The sequence below is a fragment of the Streptomyces sp. NPDC002643 genome, from assembly GCF_053592555.1.
The window spans coordinates 21,564-39,503 of the sequence record NZ_JBSFVY010000045.1 but is presented as its reverse complement, the minus strand read 5'-3'; the positions used below and the strand labels follow the sequence as shown (position 1 = coordinate 39,503).

Annotated in this window: 14 protein-coding genes and 1 pseudogene; 4 read left to right on the top strand and 11 right to left on the bottom strand. The window is 70.1% G+C overall.

The features are described 5' to 3' along the window. Positions 1-34: 34 nt before the first annotated feature. A complete protein-coding gene (locus tag ACWD4G_RS40660) occupies positions 35-1,447 on the bottom strand; it encodes a family 2 encapsulin nanocompartment cargo protein terpene cyclase (RefSeq protein WP_451302858.1) in 1,413 nt (470 codons plus the stop codon). Between the two features lie 2 nt (positions 1,448-1,449). Next, positions 1,450-2,880, bottom strand: coding sequence for a family 2B encapsulin nanocompartment shell protein (locus ACWD4G_RS40655; protein WP_451302856.1), 1,431 nt, complete (start codon positions 2,878-2,880; stop codon positions 1,450-1,452). Between the two features lie 295 nt (positions 2,881-3,175). Here ACWD4G_RS40655 and ACWD4G_RS40650 point away from each other — a divergent pair, with 295 nt between their 5' ends. Continuing rightward, positions 3,176-3,595, top strand: coding sequence for an SseB family protein (locus ACWD4G_RS40650; RefSeq protein ID WP_451302854.1), 420 nt, complete (start codon positions 3,176-3,178; stop codon positions 3,593-3,595). An 83-nt stretch (positions 3,596-3,678) separates the two neighbouring features. On the opposite strand, the gene ACWD4G_RS40645 is transcribed toward ACWD4G_RS40650, so the two are convergent. The 6 genes from ACWD4G_RS40645 to ACWD4G_RS40620 all read right to left on the bottom strand — a co-directional run bounded on the left by ACWD4G_RS40645 (position 3,679) and on the right by ACWD4G_RS40620 (position 12,023). Continuing rightward, the gene (locus tag ACWD4G_RS40645; RefSeq protein WP_451302852.1) at positions 3,679-4,080 is read right to left on the bottom strand and encodes a MarR family winged helix-turn-helix transcriptional regulator; all 402 of its coding nucleotides are present in this window, start codon (positions 4,078-4,080) and stop codon (positions 3,679-3,681) included. Positions 4,081-4,167: 87 nt separating this feature from the next. Beyond that, positions 4,168-6,408, bottom strand: coding sequence for a 1,4-alpha-glucan branching enzyme (gene glgB / locus ACWD4G_RS40640; protein WP_451302850.1), 2,241 nt, complete (start codon positions 6,406-6,408; stop codon positions 4,168-4,170). A 4-nt stretch (positions 6,409-6,412) separates the two neighbouring features. Further along, entirely contained in the window at positions 6,413-7,798 is a 1,386-nt protein-coding gene (locus tag ACWD4G_RS40635; protein ID WP_451302848.1) for a maltokinase N-terminal cap-like domain-containing protein, read from the bottom strand. Between the two features lie 29 nt (positions 7,799-7,827). Continuing rightward, positions 7,828-9,564 (bottom strand): maltose alpha-D-glucosyltransferase, encoded by a 1,737-nt coding sequence (treS, locus tag ACWD4G_RS40630; protein WP_451302846.1) that lies wholly within the window; start codon positions 9,562-9,564, stop codon positions 7,828-7,830. Then, entirely contained in the window at positions 9,561-11,570 is a 2,010-nt protein-coding gene (locus ACWD4G_RS40625) for a maltotransferase domain-containing protein (RefSeq protein WP_451302844.1), read from the bottom strand. Before ACWD4G_RS40625 ends, treS begins: the two co-directional genes overlap by 4 nt. A 78-nt stretch (positions 11,571-11,648) precedes the next feature. Beyond that, a complete protein-coding gene (locus ACWD4G_RS40620; protein WP_451302842.1) occupies positions 11,649-12,023 on the bottom strand; it encodes a DUF5133 domain-containing protein in 375 nt (124 codons plus the stop codon). 290 nt (positions 12,024-12,313) lie between these two features. On the opposite strand from ACWD4G_RS40620, the pseudogene ACWD4G_RS40615 reads away from it, so the two are divergent. The 3 genes and pseudogenes from ACWD4G_RS40615 to ACWD4G_RS40605 all read left to right on the top strand — a co-directional run. After that, positions 12,314-12,796 (top strand): annotated as a pseudogene (locus ACWD4G_RS40615) (pep a2); the annotation flags it as partial. A 140-nt stretch (positions 12,797-12,936) separates the two neighbouring features. Beyond that, a complete protein-coding gene (glgX, locus tag ACWD4G_RS40610) occupies positions 12,937-15,063 on the top strand; it encodes a glycogen debranching protein GlgX (protein ID WP_451302840.1) in 2,127 nt (708 codons plus the stop codon). A gap of 131 nt (positions 15,064-15,194) precedes the next feature. Next, positions 15,195-15,725 carry a hypothetical protein gene (locus ACWD4G_RS40605; RefSeq protein ID WP_451302838.1) on the top strand — a complete coding sequence of 177 codons (531 nt, stop codon included), beginning with the start codon at positions 15,195-15,197 and terminating at the stop codon, positions 15,723-15,725. On the opposite strand, the gene ACWD4G_RS40600 is transcribed toward ACWD4G_RS40605, so the two are convergent. The 3 genes from ACWD4G_RS40600 to ACWD4G_RS40590 form a co-directional block, all read right to left on the bottom strand. Further along, the gene (locus ACWD4G_RS40600) at positions 15,708-16,517 is read right to left on the bottom strand and encodes a VOC family protein (protein WP_451302836.1); all 810 of its coding nucleotides are present in this window, start codon (positions 16,515-16,517) and stop codon (positions 15,708-15,710) included. The two genes, ACWD4G_RS40605 and ACWD4G_RS40600, sit on opposite strands and share 18 nt — an antisense overlap. Before the next feature lie 201 nt (positions 16,518-16,718). Next, positions 16,719-17,297, bottom strand: coding sequence for a DUF305 domain-containing protein (locus tag ACWD4G_RS40595; protein WP_451302834.1), 579 nt, complete (start codon positions 17,295-17,297; stop codon positions 16,719-16,721). A 98-nt stretch (positions 17,298-17,395) separates the two neighbouring features. Then, on the bottom strand, positions 17,396-17,824 hold the full coding sequence (locus tag ACWD4G_RS40590) for a DUF6153 family protein (protein ID WP_451302832.1): 429 nt from the start codon (positions 17,822-17,824) through the stop codon (positions 17,396-17,398). Between the last annotated feature and the right edge of the window lie 116 nt (positions 17,825-17,940).

The following is a 17,940-nucleotide window of genomic DNA, read 5'->3' as shown; positions in this document are numbered from 1 at the left end:
AACTCCTCGTGGAGGTGGGGGGATTGAGGGGCAGTCAGGCGGCGTTCGTGGTGTAGCGGGCGCTGCTCGCGTGCCATTCGCGGCTGCCGCCGACCCAGGCCCAGGTGCTCGCGAAGAACCGGCGCAGCTCGGGGGAGCCGGTCGCGGCGAGGGCGGCGGCCTCGGCCTCGAAGGTGAGCATCAGCTCGTTGTGGAGGTCGACGGTGCGGTCCACCGCCTCCTCCAGTGAGCACTGGTCCTCGATCGCGATCAGCCGGGGAAGGCTGAAGTCGGTCGGGTCCTCCTTGCCCATGGAGTACAGATCGTTGACGATCACGGTCGCCGTCCCGGCCAGGGTGAACGCGCGCCGCACCCGAGGATCGGCGAACTCGGCCTGCGGCACCTCGTATCCGGCGATCGCGTCGACGAGCACCATGCACGGGATGAAGCTGTTCTCGTGCCGGTGCATCAGGAACTCCCAGACCGGCGGGGTCTGGCCCTTGGTGTGCCAGACGCCTTCCTGGTTGTAGGCGACGAACATGATGCCCAGCTCATGGCGGAGCCGGCGCACCTGGGTCGTCGTCGCGTACCGGGCGAGATTGTCGAGGCCGGAGCGCAGGGCGCGGCACACGGGGTCCGCCTGGACGGCCTCCTCCAACTGGGGTGCGTACGCCAGCGGAAGGTTGGCCTGGTCGATCACCGAGTGGGCGATCGCGAGGCGCTGCCCCAGCAGATCGTGCCGGGCCTCCTCCACCTCGCCGTCGACATAGTGGTCGTCGACGGCCCACTCCGACAGCGCGCACTTCGCCGCCGCCAGCAACCGGTCGGGATCGTCCGACTCGGGATGCGCCAGCATGATCAGCCGCCCGAAGTCGGCCTTGCGGATCTTGTCCAACTGCCCGGGATAGATCCCGATCTCGTCCGCCCACTCCACCAGCCGCTCGGTGACGGTCTCCCCGAGCGCCCGGTCGTCCCGCATCGCGGGCGGACAGTGCAGCCGCCGTACGAGCTTGTCGTCCGCGCGGGATTCCGTGTCGGCGGAGGAACCCCGGGCGGACCCGTCTGCCGTACGGATACGGGCACCCGCCGTGCCGAGCCCGGTCGGACCGGTGGGCAGGGTGGGCCCCGACGGCCGTACGGGAACGGGGCCGGACGCGGCCCCCGGCAGCCGTACGGGGGTGACCCGGGCCGGAGTCGTGTGGGGGAGCCCGGTGGTGTGGCCGGACGTTCCCTGGGTGAGCCCGGCGGTGCCGCCGGACATGGCTTCCGCGAGCCGTGCGGCTGATGTACCCAGGCCGTGCGGGGCCGGGAGGGACAGGGTGCGCCTCGACGGGGGCCGGGACACGGATCTGGACCCGACGGGCCGCAGTCGTGCCGATGCCGCCGGCTTCGCCGAGAGGAGCGCCTTGACCAGCCCCGCCACGTCATGACCCGCCTCGGGTGCCACGGCCCGGGAGATCAACGACATCGTCAGGACCCGTTCGTGCGGTGGACCTCGACGTTCTCCAGGACGCCCAGCGCGTCCGGGACCAGAACGGCCGCCGAGTAGTACGTGCTGACCAGGTAGGAGATGATCGCCTTCTCGTCGATGCCCATGAACCGGCAGTTCAGGCCCGGCTCCACCTCGTCCGGGATGCCCGTCTGGTGCAGGCCGATGACACCCTGGTCGTCCTCGCCGGTACGCATCGCGATGATCGACGAGGTGTTGGCGGCGGTCACCGGGATCTTGCCGCACGGCAGCAGCGGAACACCCCGCCACGCGGGCAGATGGTGGCCGTTCAGCTCGACCCCGCCGAAGTAGATGCCCCGCTTGTTGCACTCCCGGCCGAACGCGGCGATCGCGCGCGGGTGGGCGAACATCACCCGGGTCCCGCGCCGCATGCTCAGCAGCTCGTCCAGGTCGTCCGGGGTCGGCGGGCCGGAGTAGGTGGAGATCCGCTGGTCGAACTCGCAGTTGTTGAGCAGCCCGAAGTCCTTGTTGTTGACCAGCTCGTACTCCTGGCGCTCTCGCAGCGCCTCGATGGTCAGCCGCAGCTGCTGCTGGGTCTGGTTCATCGGCTCGTTGTAGAGATCGGCGACCCGGCTGTGTACCCGCAGCACGGTCTGCGCCACGCTCAACTCGTACTCGCGCGGCTTGAGTTCGTAGTCCGCGAAGGTGCCCTGCAGCATCTCCTCGCCGACGTGCCCCGAGGTGAGCGTGATGTCGGCCTCGCCGGAGCGGTTCATCCGCTGATGGCCGTTGGAGCTGATGGCCCGCACATGGGCGCGCAGCGCCTGATGCCGGTCGGCGACCGTCTTGTACGCCGTGAGCGGCAGCGCGAGGACCGTGGTGGCGGTCGCCGCGCGGGCGGTGAACTCCCACTTGCTTCCGGAGCCGGACAGGACCTGACCGCCGAAGGTGTCGCCGTCGGCCAGCAGCCCGGTGACCGTCTCGTCGCCGTACGGGCCCTCGCCGAGCTTCTCCACCTTGCCGTGCGCGATCAGATACACGTGGTCGGCCTTGCGGCCCTCGTGCACGATGACCTGACCGGGCTCGAACTCCTTCTGCGTGAACTTCTCGGCGAGCGCGCCCAGCACATCGTCGTCCGCGAAGCCGCGCAGCAGCGGCAGCTCGCCCAGCTCGGCCGGGACGACCTGCACCTTCGCGCCGGTCTTGATGAACGAGACCCGGCCGTCACCGAGGGTGTACGACAGCCGCCGGTTCACGCGGTAGGTGGCGCCCGGTACGTTCACCCAGGGCAGCATGCGGGTCAGCCAGCGGGAGCTGATGCCCTGCATCTGGGGTTCGGACTTGGTGGTGGTCGCGAGATTGCGGGCCGCCTCGGTACTGAGGCTGCTGAGCCGCTCCCGCTCGTCCGCGGCGGCACCGCCCGCGGTGGTCGTCGCTGTCTCAAGGGGCATGGGTGACCTCTTCTCAGGGTCTGAGGGGATTCAAAGAAGGCGCGACAGCTCTCGTTTCGTCACGCTCCGTATAGACCTATCGAAGATCCGTGACGGTCGGTAATTGATTGAGGGGGCGTGTGAGAGCGCGCCACACACAAAAGTGCCCCCCTCGCGCGCCCCCGGTGCTTCCCGTGTCCTCCGGGACCGCGTACGCAGGCATGTTCGTGTGGCGATCGGGTACGCGAGAGTGGTCGCGCCCGGGACGGACGGAGCCGGTGCCGGGCGACCCGTCCGCCACTACCCGGGATCACCCATGGACATACCCTCGAACGACCGCCTCGCGCCCCGGTCCGTCTCACCGGCCGAGCGGGCGCTGACCGCGCTGCTCCTCGACACCGGGGACCGGGCCGCGCTGGCCACCCTGGCCGGCAGCGATGTGCTGGTGCCGGTGCCGGACGACGCGGACGACGACGCCGCGAGCGACCCGACGACCGTGGCCCTGCCCGTCATGGAACAGCCAGGTGGCGTGCAGACCGTGCCCGTCTTCACCTCGGAACCGGCGATGGCCGCACTGCTCCCCTTCGTCGCCCGCTACCGCCTGGTCCCCCTCGGCGCCCTGGCCTCCCAGTGGCCCGACGACGACCTCTCCCTGGCCATCGACGCCGGCTCACCCCACGGCCTCACCCTCGCCGCCCACGACGTCGCCCCCCTGCTGGGCCGGTACGGGATCTGAAGGCTCGGGCCGGCCTCGGCTCTGTCACGGCTCAACCCTGGGGCGAGGCTCGTCCTGTGGTGGGCGCGGTCCTGTGGTGAGGCTCAGTCCTGGCGCAGCATCCGCGACAGGACGTCCCGCTGGAGCGGCAGGACCTCGGCATGCAGGGTGCGGCCCTTCTCGGTGAGCGCGACCCACACCCCGCGCCGGTCCTCCGCGCATACCGACCGCTCCACCAGGCCGTCCTTCTCCAGCCGGCCGATCAACCGGGACAGCGCGCTCTGGCTGAGATGCACCTTCTCGGCGATGTTCTGCACCCGGCACAGCTCACCGGTGTCCGCGGCGGCGGCCAGGCCCGAGGCGAGAACGTCGAGCACCTCGAAATCGCTGGCGCCCAGGCCGTGCGGATGCAGCGCCCGGTCGATCTCGCACATCGTGCGGGCGTGCACCGACAGGATGTCCCGCCACTGCTCCTCCAGCCGCGCACCGGCCGTGTTCGCTGCCATACCGGCACCGTAACAGAGGCCGGGACGGTCGTTGTTCGCTCAAATGGTGCGGGTGCATTCACATCGCGTTCACCGCGACTCCCGTGCTCAGGCAGGGCGCAGCCAGACCGTGGCGAGCGGCGGCAGGGTGAGGCGGATGCTCGCCGGGCGGCCGTCGCAGGGCTCGGGCTCGGCCCGCACCGGCCCGGGGGTGGTGACATCGCCGCCCCCGTACCGCCCGGCGTCCGTGTTGAGCGCTTCCCGCCAGACCGGAACGTCCTCCGGAACCCCCAGCCGATACCCCTCACGGACCACGGGGCTGAAGTTGGACACGGCCAGCAGCGCAGTCCCCTCGGCGTCGAGGCGCAGGAAGGCGAAGACATTGTCCTCGGCGGCGTCGCCCTTCACCCACTGGAAGCCCGCCGGATCACTGTCCCGCTGCCACAAGGAAGGAGCGTCGAGGTAGACCCGGTTGAGGTCGCGCACCAGCTCCCGTACGCCCCGGTGGTCCGCAGCCGCGCCGTACCCCTCGTCGAGCAGCCACCAGTCCGGGCCGTGCGGCTCCGACCACTCGCCGCCCTGGGCGAACTCCTGGCCCATGAAGAGGAGTTGCTTGCCGGGGTGGGCCCACATGAAGCCCAGGTAGGCACGGTGGTTCGCACGCCGCTGCCACCAGTCGCCCGGCATCTTCGACACCAGGGCCTGCTTCCCGTGTACCACCTCGTCGTGGGAGATCGGCAGGACGTAGTTCTCGCTGTACGCGTACACCATCGAGAACGTCATCTCGTTGTGGTGGTACTTGCGGTGCACCGGCTCGTGCTCGATATAGCCCAGCGAGTCGTGCATCCACCCCATGTTCCACTTCAGCCCGAACCCCAGGCCCCCGGAGTCGGTCGGCCGGGTCACCCCGTCCCAGGCCGTGGACTCCTCCGCGATGGTCACCACACCCGGTGCCCGCCGATACACGGTCGCGTTCATCTCCTGGAGGAAGGCGACGGCGTCCAGGTCCTCACGCCCGCCGAACACATTGGGAGCCCATTGCCCGGAGTCACGCGAGTAGTCGAGGTAGAGCATCGAGGCGACCGCGTCCACCCGCAGCCCGTCGACATGGAACTCCTCGCACCAGTACACGGCGTTCGCCACCAGGAAGTTGCGCACCTCCGTACGCCCGAAGTCGAACTCCAGCGTCCCCCAGTCCGGATGCTCGGCCCGCCGCGTGTCCCCCGGCTCGTACAGGGCGTCCCCGTCGAACCGGGCCAACGCCCAGTCGTCCTTGGGGAAATGCGCGGGAACCCAGTCCAGGATCACCCCGATACCGGCCCGGTGGAGGGCGTCGATCAGATACCTGAGGTCGTCGGGGGAGCCGAGGCGGGCCGTCGGCGCGTAGAAGCCGGTGATCTGGTAGCCCCAGGAACCGCTGAACGGATGCTGTGCCAGCGGCATGAACTCGACGTGGGTGAAGCCGAGGTCCGCGACATACGCGGGCAGCACCTCGGCCAGCTGACGATACGTCAACCCCGATCGCCATGACGGCAGATGGACCTCGTAGACGGAGAACGGCGCCTGGTGGACGGTGACCGCGCCCCGCCTGGCCATCCACTCCCCGTCGCCCCACTCGTAGTGCGACGCCGACACCACGGACGCCGTCGCCGGCGGCACCTCCGCGCGGCGGGCCATCGGATCGGCCTTCAGGAAGCGGTGACCGTGACGGGAGGTGATCTCGAACTTGTACGCGACCCCCTCGCCCACCCCCGGCAGGAACAGCTCCCACACCCCGGACGAGCCCAACGACCGCATCGGGAACGCCGTACCGTCCCAGCACCCGAAGTCCCCGACGACCCGCACGCCCCGCGCATTCGGCGCCCACACCGTGAAACGGGTACCGGCGACCCCCTGATGCGTCATCGGCTCGGCACCGAGCGCCTTCCACAACTGCTCGTGGCGCCCCTCGGAGACGAGGTGGAGATCGAACTCGCCGAGCGAGGGCAGGAAACGGTACGGGTCGTGGACCTCGTGATCGGCGTCCTCGTACGAGACGAGCAGCGTGTACTCGGGGACCTCGTCCAGCCCGGGCAGCACACCCGAGAAGAGACCGTCGCCGTCCGAGGAGAGATACGTCTGCCTGCCGTCGACCACCACCCGTACGGCGTGGGCGTACGGCCGCAGGGCGCGGATCACCACCCCGCCCGGCACCGGATGGGCGCCCAGCAGCGAGTGCGGGTCGTGGTGGGCGCCGGACAGCAGACGGGCGCGGTCGTCCGGGGGCAGGGGCGGGGCGGTCGCGCTGGAGTCCCGGGGCAGGACGGGCGGGCCGCCGGCCTCGGGGGGAGTGGTGTCGCGCAGGGCCACGGCTTCAGGCTCCTCTCACGGCGAGACGCTCGATCGCCGCCATCGGTACGGGCAGCCAGTCGGGGCGGTGCCGGGCCTCGTACAGCACCTCGTACACGGCCCGGTCCGTCTCGTACGCCCGCAGCAGTCCGTGCTTCTCGCGCGGGTCCCAGTCGGCGCGGGCGGCGTACCCGGCGCAGTAGGCCTCGCGGCAGCGGCGGGCCCACTCCGGGCGCCAGGGGCGGCCGGAGTGGGCCGCGTAGTCGAAGGACCGCAGCATCATCGCGATGTCCCGCACCGGGGACTGGGCGCCGCACCGCTCGGCGAGCGGACGCGACGGCTCGCCCTCGAAGTCGATGACGAACCAGTCCCGCCCGGCCCGCAGCACCTGACCCAGATGCAGATCACCGTGGACGCGCTGCGCGGGCGGCCCCACCTCGCAGGAGAGCAGCGCGCGGAAGGCGGTGCGCAGCCCGGGGACGTACGGCCGCAAGCCCGGCACGGCACGGGCGGCGGCGTCCAGGCGCTCGGTCATCGCGGCGGCGGTGCGGGCGTTCTCGTCCTGCGCCCCGGTGGGAAACGCCGAGGCCAGCGCGAGATGCACCTCCGCCGTGGCCCGCCCCAGCTCACGGGCCTCGGCGGTGAAGCCGTGCCCGGAGGCGAGCGCGCCGAGCGCCAGCGTCCAGCCGTCGGAGGCGTCCGGCAGAAACGGCTGCAGCACACCCAGCGTCGCCGCGAACGGGAACGTCGTACGGAACCAGGCCACGGGAGCGGGCACCCGACCGCAGCCCTGCCCGGCCAGCGCGCCCGGCACCTCCAGATCCGGATTGACACCGGGCTGGATGCGCCGGAACACCTTCAGGATGAACGCGTCGCCGTACACGAGCGAGGAGTTGGACTGTTCGGCGTCCAGCAGACGTGGCGCGAGCCCGGCGGGGACGCGTACGGACGGGTCGGCGTCGAAGCGCAGGGGGCCGGCCGTGCCCGGGTGCCGCAGTCGTTCCAGCAGCAGGTGGGCCGACCGGGGGTCGTACAGCGCGTCGTACACCGTGAGCCCGGCCAGCGGACCCTCGTGCGCCAGACCGATGAGGGCCCGGCCGAGACGCGGCGCCGGGTGTTCGCTCACGCCGAGCAGCAATTGGTAGCAGTCACCGGACAGGGGCGCGGCGCCGCCGGGGGCGGGCACCCCGTAGTGCTGGGTGTGGTTCGGGTGCCCGGTGTGCACGAGCAGGTGCAGACAGCCCGGGTACAGCTCCGTCATGGAGAGCAGGGCCACGTCCGTGACGGGCCGGTCCTTGCCTGCGAACCAGCGCTGCCTCGGCAGCCACTCGCGCAGCAACCCCGCGAGCGAGGTCATCGGATCGGCGGCGAGCGTGTCGCCGCTCGGCCGGAGCAATGCGGTCTTCGACATGGTGACGCGTCCTTTCGCCGGCCCGCGCTTCAACGCCGTCGGGCAGCGCGGGAGAGGACTCGGGAGAGCCGGAACCAGTAGAAGCCGTGGCCCGCGAGGGTGAGGAGATAGGGCAGTTCACCGATGGCGGGGAAGCGGACTCCGCCGATGAGTTCGACGGGATGACGCCCTTCGTAGGCACGCAGGTCGAGTTCGGTGGGCTGGGGGAACCGGGAGAAGTTGTGGACGCACAGCACCAGGTCGTCCCCGCTCTCCTCCGTCGAGGGCGCCTCACGGAGATAGGCCAGCACGGCCGGATTGGACGACTGCAGTTCGGTGTAACTGCCGAGGCCGAAGGCGGGGTTCTGCTTACGGATCTCGATCATGCGCCGGGTCCAGTGCAGCAGCGACGACGGCGAGGACATGGACGCCTCGACATTCGTGACCTGGTAGCCGTAGACCGGGTCCATGATGGTCGGCAGATAGAGCCGCCCGGGATCGCAGGTGGAGAATCCGGCGTTGCGGTCCGGGGTCCACTGCATGGGGGTGCGTACGGCGTCCCGGTCGCCGAGCCAGATGTTGTCGCCCATGCCGATCTCGTCGCCGTAGTAGAGGATCGGCGAGCCCGGGAGCGACAGCAGGAGTGCGGTGAACAGTTCGATCTGATTGCGGTCGTTGTCCAGGAGGGGTGCGAGGCGTCGGCGGATGCCGATGTTGGCGCGCATACGCGGGTCTTTCGCGTATTCCGCGTACATGTAGTCGCGTTCTTCGTCCGTGACCATTTCGAGGGTGAGTTCGTCGTGGTTGCGGAGGAAGATGCCCCACTGGCAGCTGGACGGGATCGAGGGGGTCTTGGCGAGGATTTCCGAGACCGGGTGGCGGGATTCACGGCGTACCGCCATGAAGATCCTCGGCATGACGGGGAAGTGGAACGCCATATGGCATTCGTCGCCGCCCTTGGAGAAATCACCGAAGTAGTCGACCACGTCCTCCGGCCACTGATTGGCCTCCGCGAGGATCACCGTGTCCGGATACAGTGCGTCGATCTCCTTCCGCACCCGCTTCAGGAAGTCATGGGTGGCGGGCAGGTTTTCGCAGTCGGTGCCCTCCTGTTGGTACAGATAGGGCACGGCGTCGAGGCGGAACCCGTCGATGCCCAGGTCCAGCCAGAAACGGAGGGCGGCCAGCATCTCCTCCTGGACGGCCGGATTCTCGTAGTTGAGGTCCGGCTGATGGGAGAAGAAGCGGTGCCAGTAGTACTGCTTGCGGACCGGGTCGTACGTCCAGTTGGAGACCTCGGTGTCGATGAAGATGATCCGGGCGTCCTGGAACTGCTTGTCGTCGTCGGCCCAGACGTAGTAGTCGCCGTAAGGCCCCTCGGGGTTGCTCCTCGACTCCTGGAACCAGGGGTGCTGGTCGCTGGTGTGGTTCATGACGAAGTCGATGATGACGCGCATTCCGCGCTGGTGGGCGGCGTCGACGAATTCCACGAAGTCGGCGAGGTCACCGAATTCGGGGAGTACGGCGGTGTAGTCGGAGACGTCGTAACCGCCGTCCCGCAGCGGGGATTTGAAGAAGGGCGGCAGCCAGATGCAGTCGATGCCCAGCCATTGCAGATAGTCGAGTTTGGCGGTGAGGCCCTTGAGGTCGCCGATGCCGTCGCCGTCGCTGTCCTGGAAGGAGCGGACCAGGACTTCGTAGAAGACGGCGCGCTTGAACCAGTCCGGGTCCCGGTCCTTCTGCGGAGTGTCCTGGAACGTGTCCGGAATGGGCTTGTTCATGATCATCGCGTTCCTGACCCTCCGCTCCGCGCCGAGGAGGCCGCGTCCTCGGTGGCGAACTCGACATGGAAGAGATGTGCCGGTGCCCGCCCGGGGTCCAGACGCACGTAGTTCGTCCTTCCCCAGCGATAGGTCTCACCCGTCAACAAGTCGTGCACTGGCACGTTCTCGTCCACACCGAGGCCGAGTTCCGCCATGTCGAGCCGGACCGTGGCCTCCTGGGCGTGATGGGGGTCGAGGTTCACGACCATCAGCATCGCGTCCGAGCCCGCGCGCTTGCTGTACGCCATCACCGCGTCGTTGTCGGTGTGATGGAAACGCAGATTCCGCAGTCGGCGCAGGGCGGGGTGGCTTCGCCGGATCGCGTTGAGCCTGGTGATGAGGGGGGTGATGGTGCGGCCGTCGTGTTCGGCGGTTTCCCAGTCGCGGGGCTTGAGTTGGTATTTCTCGGAGTCGAGGTATTCCTCGCTGCCGGGTTTGAGGGGGGTGTTCTCGCAGAGTTCGTAGCCGGAGTAGATGCCCCAGGTGGGGGAGAGGGTGGCGGCGAGGACGGCGCGGAGTTCGAAGGCGGGGCGTCCGCCGTGCTGGAGGAACTCGTGGAGGATGTCGGGGGTGTTGGCGAAGAGGTTCGGCCGCATGTACGCCGCTGCCTCGCCGGCGAGTTCGGTGGCGTACTCGGTGAGTTCCTGTTTCGTGTTGCGCCAGGTGAAGTAGGTGTAGGACTGCTGGAAGCCGGTCGCGCCGAGGGTGTGCATCATCGCGGGGCGGGTGAAGGCCTCGGCGAGGAAGATGACGTCGGGGTCGGTGCGGTTGATGTCCGCGATGACCTTCTCCCAGAACACGACGGGTTTGGTGTGGGGGTTGTCGACGCGGAAGACGCGGACCCCGTGGTCCATCCAGTGCCGCAGGACGCGCAGGGTCTCGGCGATGAGGCCGGGCATGTCGGCGTCGAAGGCGATGGGGTAGATGTCCTGGTACTTCTTCGGCGGGTTCTCGGCGTAGGCGATGGTGCCGTCGGGGCGGTGGTGGAACCACTCGGGGTGCTTCTCCACCCAGGGGTGGTCCGGGCTGCACTGGAGGGCGAAGTCGAGGGCCACCTCAAGGCCCAGCTCGCGTGCCCGGTCGACGAAGTGGTCGAAGTCGTCGAGGGTGCCCAGGCCCGGGTGGACGGTGTCGTGGCCGCCTTCGGGGGAGCCGATGGCCCAGGGGACGCCGACGTCGTCGGGGGTGGGGGAGAGGGTGTTGTTGCGGCCTTTGCGGTGGGTGGTGCCGATGGGGTGGACGGGGGGGAGGTAGATGACGTCGAAGCCCATGGCGGCGATGGCGGGCAGGCGGCGGGCGGCGGTTCGGAAGGTGCCGTGGGGCTGCTCGGGGGTGCCCTCGGAACGGGGGAAGAACTCGTACCAGGAGCCGAACAGGGCCCGTTCGCGCTCGACCAGCAGGGGCAGCGGGTCGGAGGAGGTGACCAGCTCCCGTAGGGGGTGGCGGGCCAGGACCTCGTCCACCTCCGGGGCCAGAGCCGCGACCAGGCGCTCGGTGACCGGGACGCTGTCGTCGCGCAGCCGCTTCACGGCGGTCAGCAGAGCGGCACGCCCGGGGCCCTCCGGGACTCCGGCCGAGGCCCGCTCGTACAGTTCGGCGCCCTCCTCCAGGACGAGTCCGCAGTCGATGCCGGCCGGGATCTTGATACGGGCCGTGCGTCGCCAGGTGGCGATGGGGTCGCTCCAGGCCTCCACCCGATAGGTCCAGCGGCCCTCGGCGGTCGGGGTGACCCAGGCGCCCCAGCGGTCGGTGCCGGGGGCGAGTTCCCGCATCGGGGTCCACGGGGCCGGGCGGCCCTCCGGGTCCTTCAGGACGGCGTTCGCGGCGACGATGCCGGGGCCCTCACGGAACAGCGTGGCGGTGACCTCGAAGGACTCGCCCACGACCGCCTTCACGGGACGCCTTCCGCACTCCACGAGCGGATGGACATCCCTGATGGGGATACGACCGATGGCCGGGGTCCGGCTCATGGGACTCACCTCCGCCGTGTGGGGGAATCGGATCGGCCTTGCGCCGAACGGGTTGCTGAACGATGCGCCGAACGCGCCCTACTGCTCCGCCGCCGGACGCCGCCCGGACGGCCGGCCACGCCGGGCGGCACGACTCCGACCGGCCTTGCCGACCTTGCCGGACCTGGCCGGCTTGACGGTCTTCGCGGGCTTGACGGGCTTGCTGGGCTTCTCCTGGCGGTACAGGGCGGTCTCTTCCTGCTGATGGGCGAAGAGACTCGTCTGGAGGTAGCGCTCGGCGGCGGCCACGGCCTCGCGCGCACAACGTTTGCCCATGAGCACACAGAGCGTGTAGCCCGAGTCCTCGAACCGGTCCCGTGCCGCGGGGTCGGTGGGGGAAGCGAGCATCACGCGTTCCCACATGCGGTAGCGCCGCAGATGTCTCGCCACCTCGTTCTTGGTGGGCAGCAACATGTGCTGTCACCTCCCGGCACTCTCGGCGGAGCACGCTTCCCGGGGGAGGTCGTGCACTGAGCGGCACCGACGCCCGAGGAGCCGATGCCCTCACTCATGGTGCACGGGGGACGACCCAGCGTCTTGTTGGATCTTCAACCACCTCTGGAGTCGCTCGTGTTGCACGAATGGCGTAGCGCTCCCACGCTTGGAGCTGACTCAGAAGTGATCGGTGCTCACGCTTTGTATCTGAGTTCCGTCCACGAGGACGAGTGAGAGGCGGGAGCTACGCCGGTGAGGAGCCAACGACGATGAAGACCGCAGTGCCCAGCTACTACCACCTCGACGTCGAGGTCAGCCCGGAGCGGGTCGGACAGGTCAGTCGCATCCTGGCCGCACACCTGAGGTTCTGGGATCTGGAGACCCTCGTCGAGCCCGTCTGCCACAGCGCCGAGTTGCTGCTCCGCGCGATCGACGAGCACGCGTCGGACAAGCGCACCTCGATCGAGATGTGGTGGAACGGCCAGCACCTCATCGCCGCCGTCGGCGAGAACGACCGCGAGCTGCGCCCGGACCGCGAACTGCGGCCGTGCCTCACCCGGATCGCCGCGCTCAGCGACGGCTGGGGCGCCTGCGCCACCGACACCGGAAGCACGGTCATCTGGTTTACCCAGCGGGCACCGATCGACGAGCGGGTCCCCCGGGTGCCGACGGCACCGGAGCCGAGCCTGCGCGCGGTGCTCCGGGTGCCGCGCGAGGTACCGGTCGCCGCCCTCGCCGCCCCCTCGGCCGACGCGCCGCCCCTGATCCCGGTCAAGGTGTCGATCGTGCCGCCGGCCGGGACGGTGACGGTGGCCCTGCCCCCGCCCGACACGGTGGCCGAGACGGTGTCCGTGGCATCTGCCGAGGCGTCGGCCGCGTACGAAGACACGCGGTGACCGTGGCGCGGAACAGGAAGAGGGTGCCCGTCTGGAGCGGGCACCCTTACCCGCTGGGGGCGTCCTTCGACGGCACGGGCACCAACTTCGCGCTGTTCAGCGAGGTCGCCGAGCGCGTCGACCTCGTCCTCGTCGACGACGCCGGCCGCCATCGCTCCGTCCCGCTGACCGAGGTCGACGGCTTCGTCTGGCACGGCCACCTCCCCGGCATCGGCCCCGGCCAGCGCTACGGCTACCGGGTGCACGGCCCCTGGGACCCGGCCGCCGGCCACCGCTGCGACCCGGCGAAACTCCTCCTCGACCCGTACACCCGGGCCGTGGACGGGCAGGTCGACAACCATCGCTCGCTCTACGAACCCGGCGCCGACAGCGCCGGGCACACCATGCTCGGTGTGGTCACCGACCCCTCCTTCGACTGGGGAGACGACCGCCCGCCCTCACGCCCGTACGCCGACACCGTCGTCTACGAGGCCCACGTCCGAGGCCTCACCCGCACCCACCCCGACGTGCCCCCCGAACTCCGCGGCACCTACGCCGGACTGGCGCACCCGGCGATCATCGACCACCTCACCTCGCTCGGCGTGACCGCGATCGAGTTGATGCCGGTCCACCAGTACGTGCAGGACGGCGTCCTGATCGACCGGGGCCTCTCCAACTACTGGGGCTACAACACCCTCGGCTTCTTCGCGCCGCACAACTCCTACGCCGCCCACGGCACCCGGGGCCAGCAGGTCATCGAGTTCAAGTCCATGGTCAAGGCGCTGCACGCGGCCGGGCTCGAAGTGATCCTCGACGTGGTCTACAACCACACCGCCGAGGGCAACGAGAAGGGCCCCACCCTCTCCTTCCGTGGCATCGACAACGCCTCGTACTACCGTCTGGTGGACGGTGACTGGGCCCACTACTACGACACCACCGGCACCGGCAACAGCCTGCTGATGCGGCACCCCTACGTGCTCCAGCTGATCATGGACTCGCTCAGGTACTGGGTCACCGAGATGCGGGTGGACGGCTTCCGCTTCGACCTCGCCGCCACGCTGGCCCGGCAGTTCCACGAGGTGGACCGGCTCTCGGCATTCTTCGACCTCATCCAGCAGGACCCGGTGATCAGCCGCGTCAAGCTGATCGCCGAACCGTGGGACGTCGGCGAGGGCGGCTACCAGGTGGGCAACTTCCCGCCGCTGTGGTCGGAGTGGAACGGCAAGTACCGCGACGCCGTACGGGACTTCTGGCGCGCGGAGCCGGGCAGCCTCGGCGAGTTCGCCTCCCGCCTCACCGGCTCCGCCGACCTGTACGAGCACAGCAGACGCCGACCGCGCGCCAGCGTCAACTTCGTGACCGCGCACGACGGTTTCACCCTGCGCGACCTCGTCTCCTACGACGACAAGCACAACGAGGCCAACGGAGAGGACAACCGGGACGGCGAGAGCGTCAACCGCTCCTGGAACTGCGGTGCCGAGGGCCCGACACACGATCCCCGCGTCCGTACGCTCCGCGCCCGCCAGCAACGCAACCTCCTCGCCACCCTGCTGCTCTCCCAGGGCATCCCCATGCTGAGCCACGGCGACGAGTCCGGCCGCACCCAGCGCGGCAACAACAACGCCTACTGCCAGGACAACGAGGTCTCCTGGATCGACTGGCGGCTCGACGAGGAACGGCGGGCCCTGCTGGACTTCACCCGCCGCCTCATCGCCCTGCGCGCCGTCCACCCGGTCCTCAGGCGCCGACGCTTCTTCCACGGCGAGACGGCGACCCACGCCGGCCGGCCGCTGCCCGACCTGGTCTGGCTGCGGCCGGACGCCCACAGGATGACCGACGCCGACTGGGAGCGCGCCGACGCCCACTCCGTCGCCGTCTTCCTCAACGGCGACGCCATCGCCGAACCCGACCCCCACGGCCGCCCCGTCGTCGACGACTCCTTCCTCCTCCTGCTGAACAGCCACTGGCAACCGACGCCCTTCCGCCTCCCCGGCAGGGCGTACGGCGAGCGCTGGACGGTACGGATCGACACCGCCGACGACCCGGACGCCGACCCCGACGAGTCGGAGTACAAGGCGGGTGCGGAAGTGACCGTGGAGGCCCGCGCGCTGGTGCTGCTGTCACGGCCGCCCAGGGGCGGGTGAACGGCGGGGCGGGCGTGGGCGGTTGTGCGGTTCGAAGGGGAGCCGAACGGGGACCAACCCTGTACCGCCGTCCTCCCCGTGCGCGGAGTGGGCCACGCCCCTCCCGGGGACGCCGGCGCGAGGGGGTTCCCATGGTCAGATACGTCCACCACCAGCTGGTCACGGCCGCCGAAGCGGCGTTCGCCCTGGCGGTCACCGTGAGTGTCGTCCACGTGATACGCGATGCCCCGCAGCTCGCCGCCGGCGTCTGGAAGACGGGCGCGGTCCTGGTCGCGTTCCTGACGGTGTGCGGGGTGCTGTCCTGTTCCATCGACCACGAGGGCAGCGAGAGACGCGACTTCGAGACCGCCCTCCCGCTGACGGAGCAGGACCCGGCACTGCCCACGCCGCGGGAGTCCCTCCGCCGCGCCTTCAGCGTCCTGTGGTTCTGTTCCGTCGCGCTCCCGTCGCTGACCGTCGCCCTGCTGTGGGAACCGCTGTTCGCCTTCTGGCCGCTGGCGCTCGTGCCGGACCGGATCGTCAAAGCGCTGTGCGCCGCTCGCTGGGAGCGACGCCATGGGCTGGTGCTGTGGCGCGGCCAGGTCGCCGGCCGGCCGCTGGGGGAGAAGCAGGCCCTGTACTCCTCCCCGCGACCGTCGGACGGCTCAGTGCTCGCCGCGTGAGGTGATTGTGAACTGGGCGCCGTCCGGGTCGCGCAAAACCGCCTCCTCCGGGGTCTGGGAGAGCAGGGTGCCGCCATGGTGCTGGGCTGTCTCGGCGCAGGCCGCGACGTCCGAGACCGAGAAGTGGATCTGCCAGTGGGGGCGGATCGTGGGGTCCGGGGCCGCCTCCAGCGCCCCGGAGCTGATCCGGGCCACCACCTCGCCCTGGCTGCGCAGCACGACCTCGTGCTCCTCGTAGCGCACCTGGCAGCAGCCGGGCTTGTCCGAGGCCCACTCCAGGACCTCGCCGTAGAAGATCGCGGCGTCGAAGGCGTCCCGGGTGTGCAGCCGGATGAAGGCGGGGGCCGCCTTGCGCCAGGTCTCCCAGTCGGTGAACAGCTCGCCCTCCCAGATCCCGAAGGAGGCCCCGTGGCGGTCCGCCAGCAGCGCCGCCCGGCCGGGAGGGAAGGAGAGCGGGCCGACGGCGACCGTGCCGCCGCGCTCCCTGGCCCGGGCCGCCGCCGCGTCCGCGTCGGTCACGGCGAAGTACGGCGTCCAGGCGACCGCCATCTGCCACATCGCCGCCACCCCGGCGACCCCCGCGACCGGCACCCCGTCGGCCAGCGCGATCCGGAAGTGGTCGCCGAGCCTGGCCGACCGCCAGCGCCAGCCGAGCACCGCCGAGTAGAAGTTCTCCGTGGCCGGTACGTCCCGGCTGGTCAGGCTCACCCAGCAGGGGGCGCCGAACACGGAATGGGTGGAGACGACATTCTCGGCGCTCGTCGCGCTCTCGGATTCCCTGTGGTCGTTCATGACAGTCGCGTCCTGGTCTCGTCCGTCGGCACACACCGGCCGCAGTCCAGTGTCCAACCGAATCCGCGACCGGTGCCCGCCGAGTACCCCCACGCGACCCACCCACCCCGGTGCCGCCCTGCCTCGCGTACACGACCGGGACGACCGTTCGAGTGATGGCGGGCCGCCCGGTGGGATTACACCGGGCGGCCCGCCCGCGCGTCAGAGCCGTTCGAGGACGGCCTCCAGCTGCTTCACCTCGGCGGACTGGGCGGCGACGATGTCGTCGGCCATCTTCTTGGCGTCGGCGTTCTCGCCGTCCTTCTGCTCGTCCTTCGCCGTGGCGATGGCGCCCTCGTGGTGCTCGATCATCATCTGGGCGAACATCTTGTCGAACTCGGTGCCCTTCATGGCCTTCAGCTCGGTCATGTCCGCGTCGGACATCATCCCGTCGTCCCCGTGGTCCATGCCCGGCATGGAGTCGGCGGACGTCGGCCGGTCCCAGGACCTCAACCAGCCCGTCATCGTCTCGATCTCCGGGTCCTGGGCCTGTTCGACCTTGGCGGCGAGATCCTTGACCTCGGAGTCGGAGGCCCGCCCGTCGGCGAGCCGCGCCATCTCCAGGGCCTGCTCGTGGTGCGGGATCATCATCTGCGCGAACGCGACGTCCGCGTCGTTGAAGTCGGCGCTCTGCGCGCCGGCGTCGTCGCCACCGCCACCGCACGCGGTGAGCAGGAGGGCCGCGACGGCCAGGGCGGTCACGGCCGGCATACGGCGCGGGAAACGTGCGTAGGAAGACATGGTGCGTTCACCTCGTACTGCTGGTTCTCGGATGTTTTCGGGCGTACGTCGTCGCCGTGGCGTGCGCAGGGATGCGCGGCCACGGGAGGGCGTACGGCCTACAGCCGCAGAACCGAGAGGCGAGCGAGATCGGGTGGTCTCAGCGGGGGCGGATCGGGGCGCAGGCCCACCGGCTTCCGCGAGAGAAGGGCCGCGGTCGGGTCGGTGCGACGCGCGAGAGCGGCCCGGACCAGCGCGGAGAGCACCCACACGGCGAGCAGCACGGCCACGCACAGCGACGTCATGTCCATGGGCAGGGCGGGCCGGTCGGAGGAGACCATGACGTCGGCCCGGTGGCCGAGGGTCGCAGACACCTCGACCGGGATGTCCTGCGACGTGGTCATCGCCGCGTGTGTGCTGCTCGCGGCCCCGGAGTGCTCCTCCGGGTGCCCGACCGTGTGCATCACAAAGACACCGAGCGCGAGCACGACGACGAGCAGCAGATGCCCGAGGGCACCTCCTGCTCGTACGGTACGGCTCACACTCACGGCCGGGCTGATCCTCCACAGACACGGAACAGGCACGGAAGGAAGCTGTGAAGCTTCTTTGCGGCGATACTACGCGGGATAGTACGCGGCCGGTGCCGTGGGGTGTTCAGCGGCTG

Coding starts and splice junctions, on each gene's coding strand:
- ACWD4G_RS40660 (WP_451302858.1), bottom strand. CDS start 1,447: ATGTCGTTGATCTCCCGGGCCGTGGCACCCGAGGCGGGTCATGACGTG.
- ACWD4G_RS40620 (WP_451302842.1), bottom strand. CDS start 12,023: ATGTTGCTGCCCACCAAGAACGAGGTGGCGAGACATCTGCGGCGCTAC.
- ACWD4G_RS40645 (WP_451302852.1), bottom strand. CDS start 4,080: ATGGCAGCGAACACGGCCGGTGCGCGGCTGGAGGAGCAGTGGCGGGAC.
- ACWD4G_RS40595 (WP_451302834.1), bottom strand. CDS start 17,297: ATGTCTTCCTACGCACGTTTCCCGCGCCGTATGCCGGCCGTGACCGCC.
- ACWD4G_RS40635 (WP_451302848.1), bottom strand. CDS start 7,798: ATGTCGAAGACCGCATTGCTCCGGCCGAGCGGCGACACGCTCGCCGCC.
- ACWD4G_RS40600 (WP_451302836.1), bottom strand. CDS start 16,517: ATGAACGACCACAGGGAATCCGAGAGCGCGACGAGCGCCGAGAATGTC.
- ACWD4G_RS40605 (WP_451302838.1), top strand. CDS start 15,195: ATGGTCAGATACGTCCACCACCAGCTGGTCACGGCCGCCGAAGCGGCG.
- ACWD4G_RS40650 (WP_451302854.1), top strand. CDS start 3,176: ATGGACATACCCTCGAACGACCGCCTCGCGCCCCGGTCCGTCTCACCG.
- treS (WP_451302846.1), bottom strand. CDS start 9,564: ATGATCATGAACAAGCCCATTCCGGACACGTTCCAGGACACTCCGCAG.
- ACWD4G_RS40655 (WP_451302856.1), bottom strand. CDS start 2,880: ATGCCCCTTGAGACAGCGACGACCACCGCGGGCGGTGCCGCCGCGGAC.
- ACWD4G_RS40625 (WP_451302844.1), bottom strand. CDS start 11,570: ATGAGCCGGACCCCGGCCATCGGTCGTATCCCCATCAGGGATGTCCAT.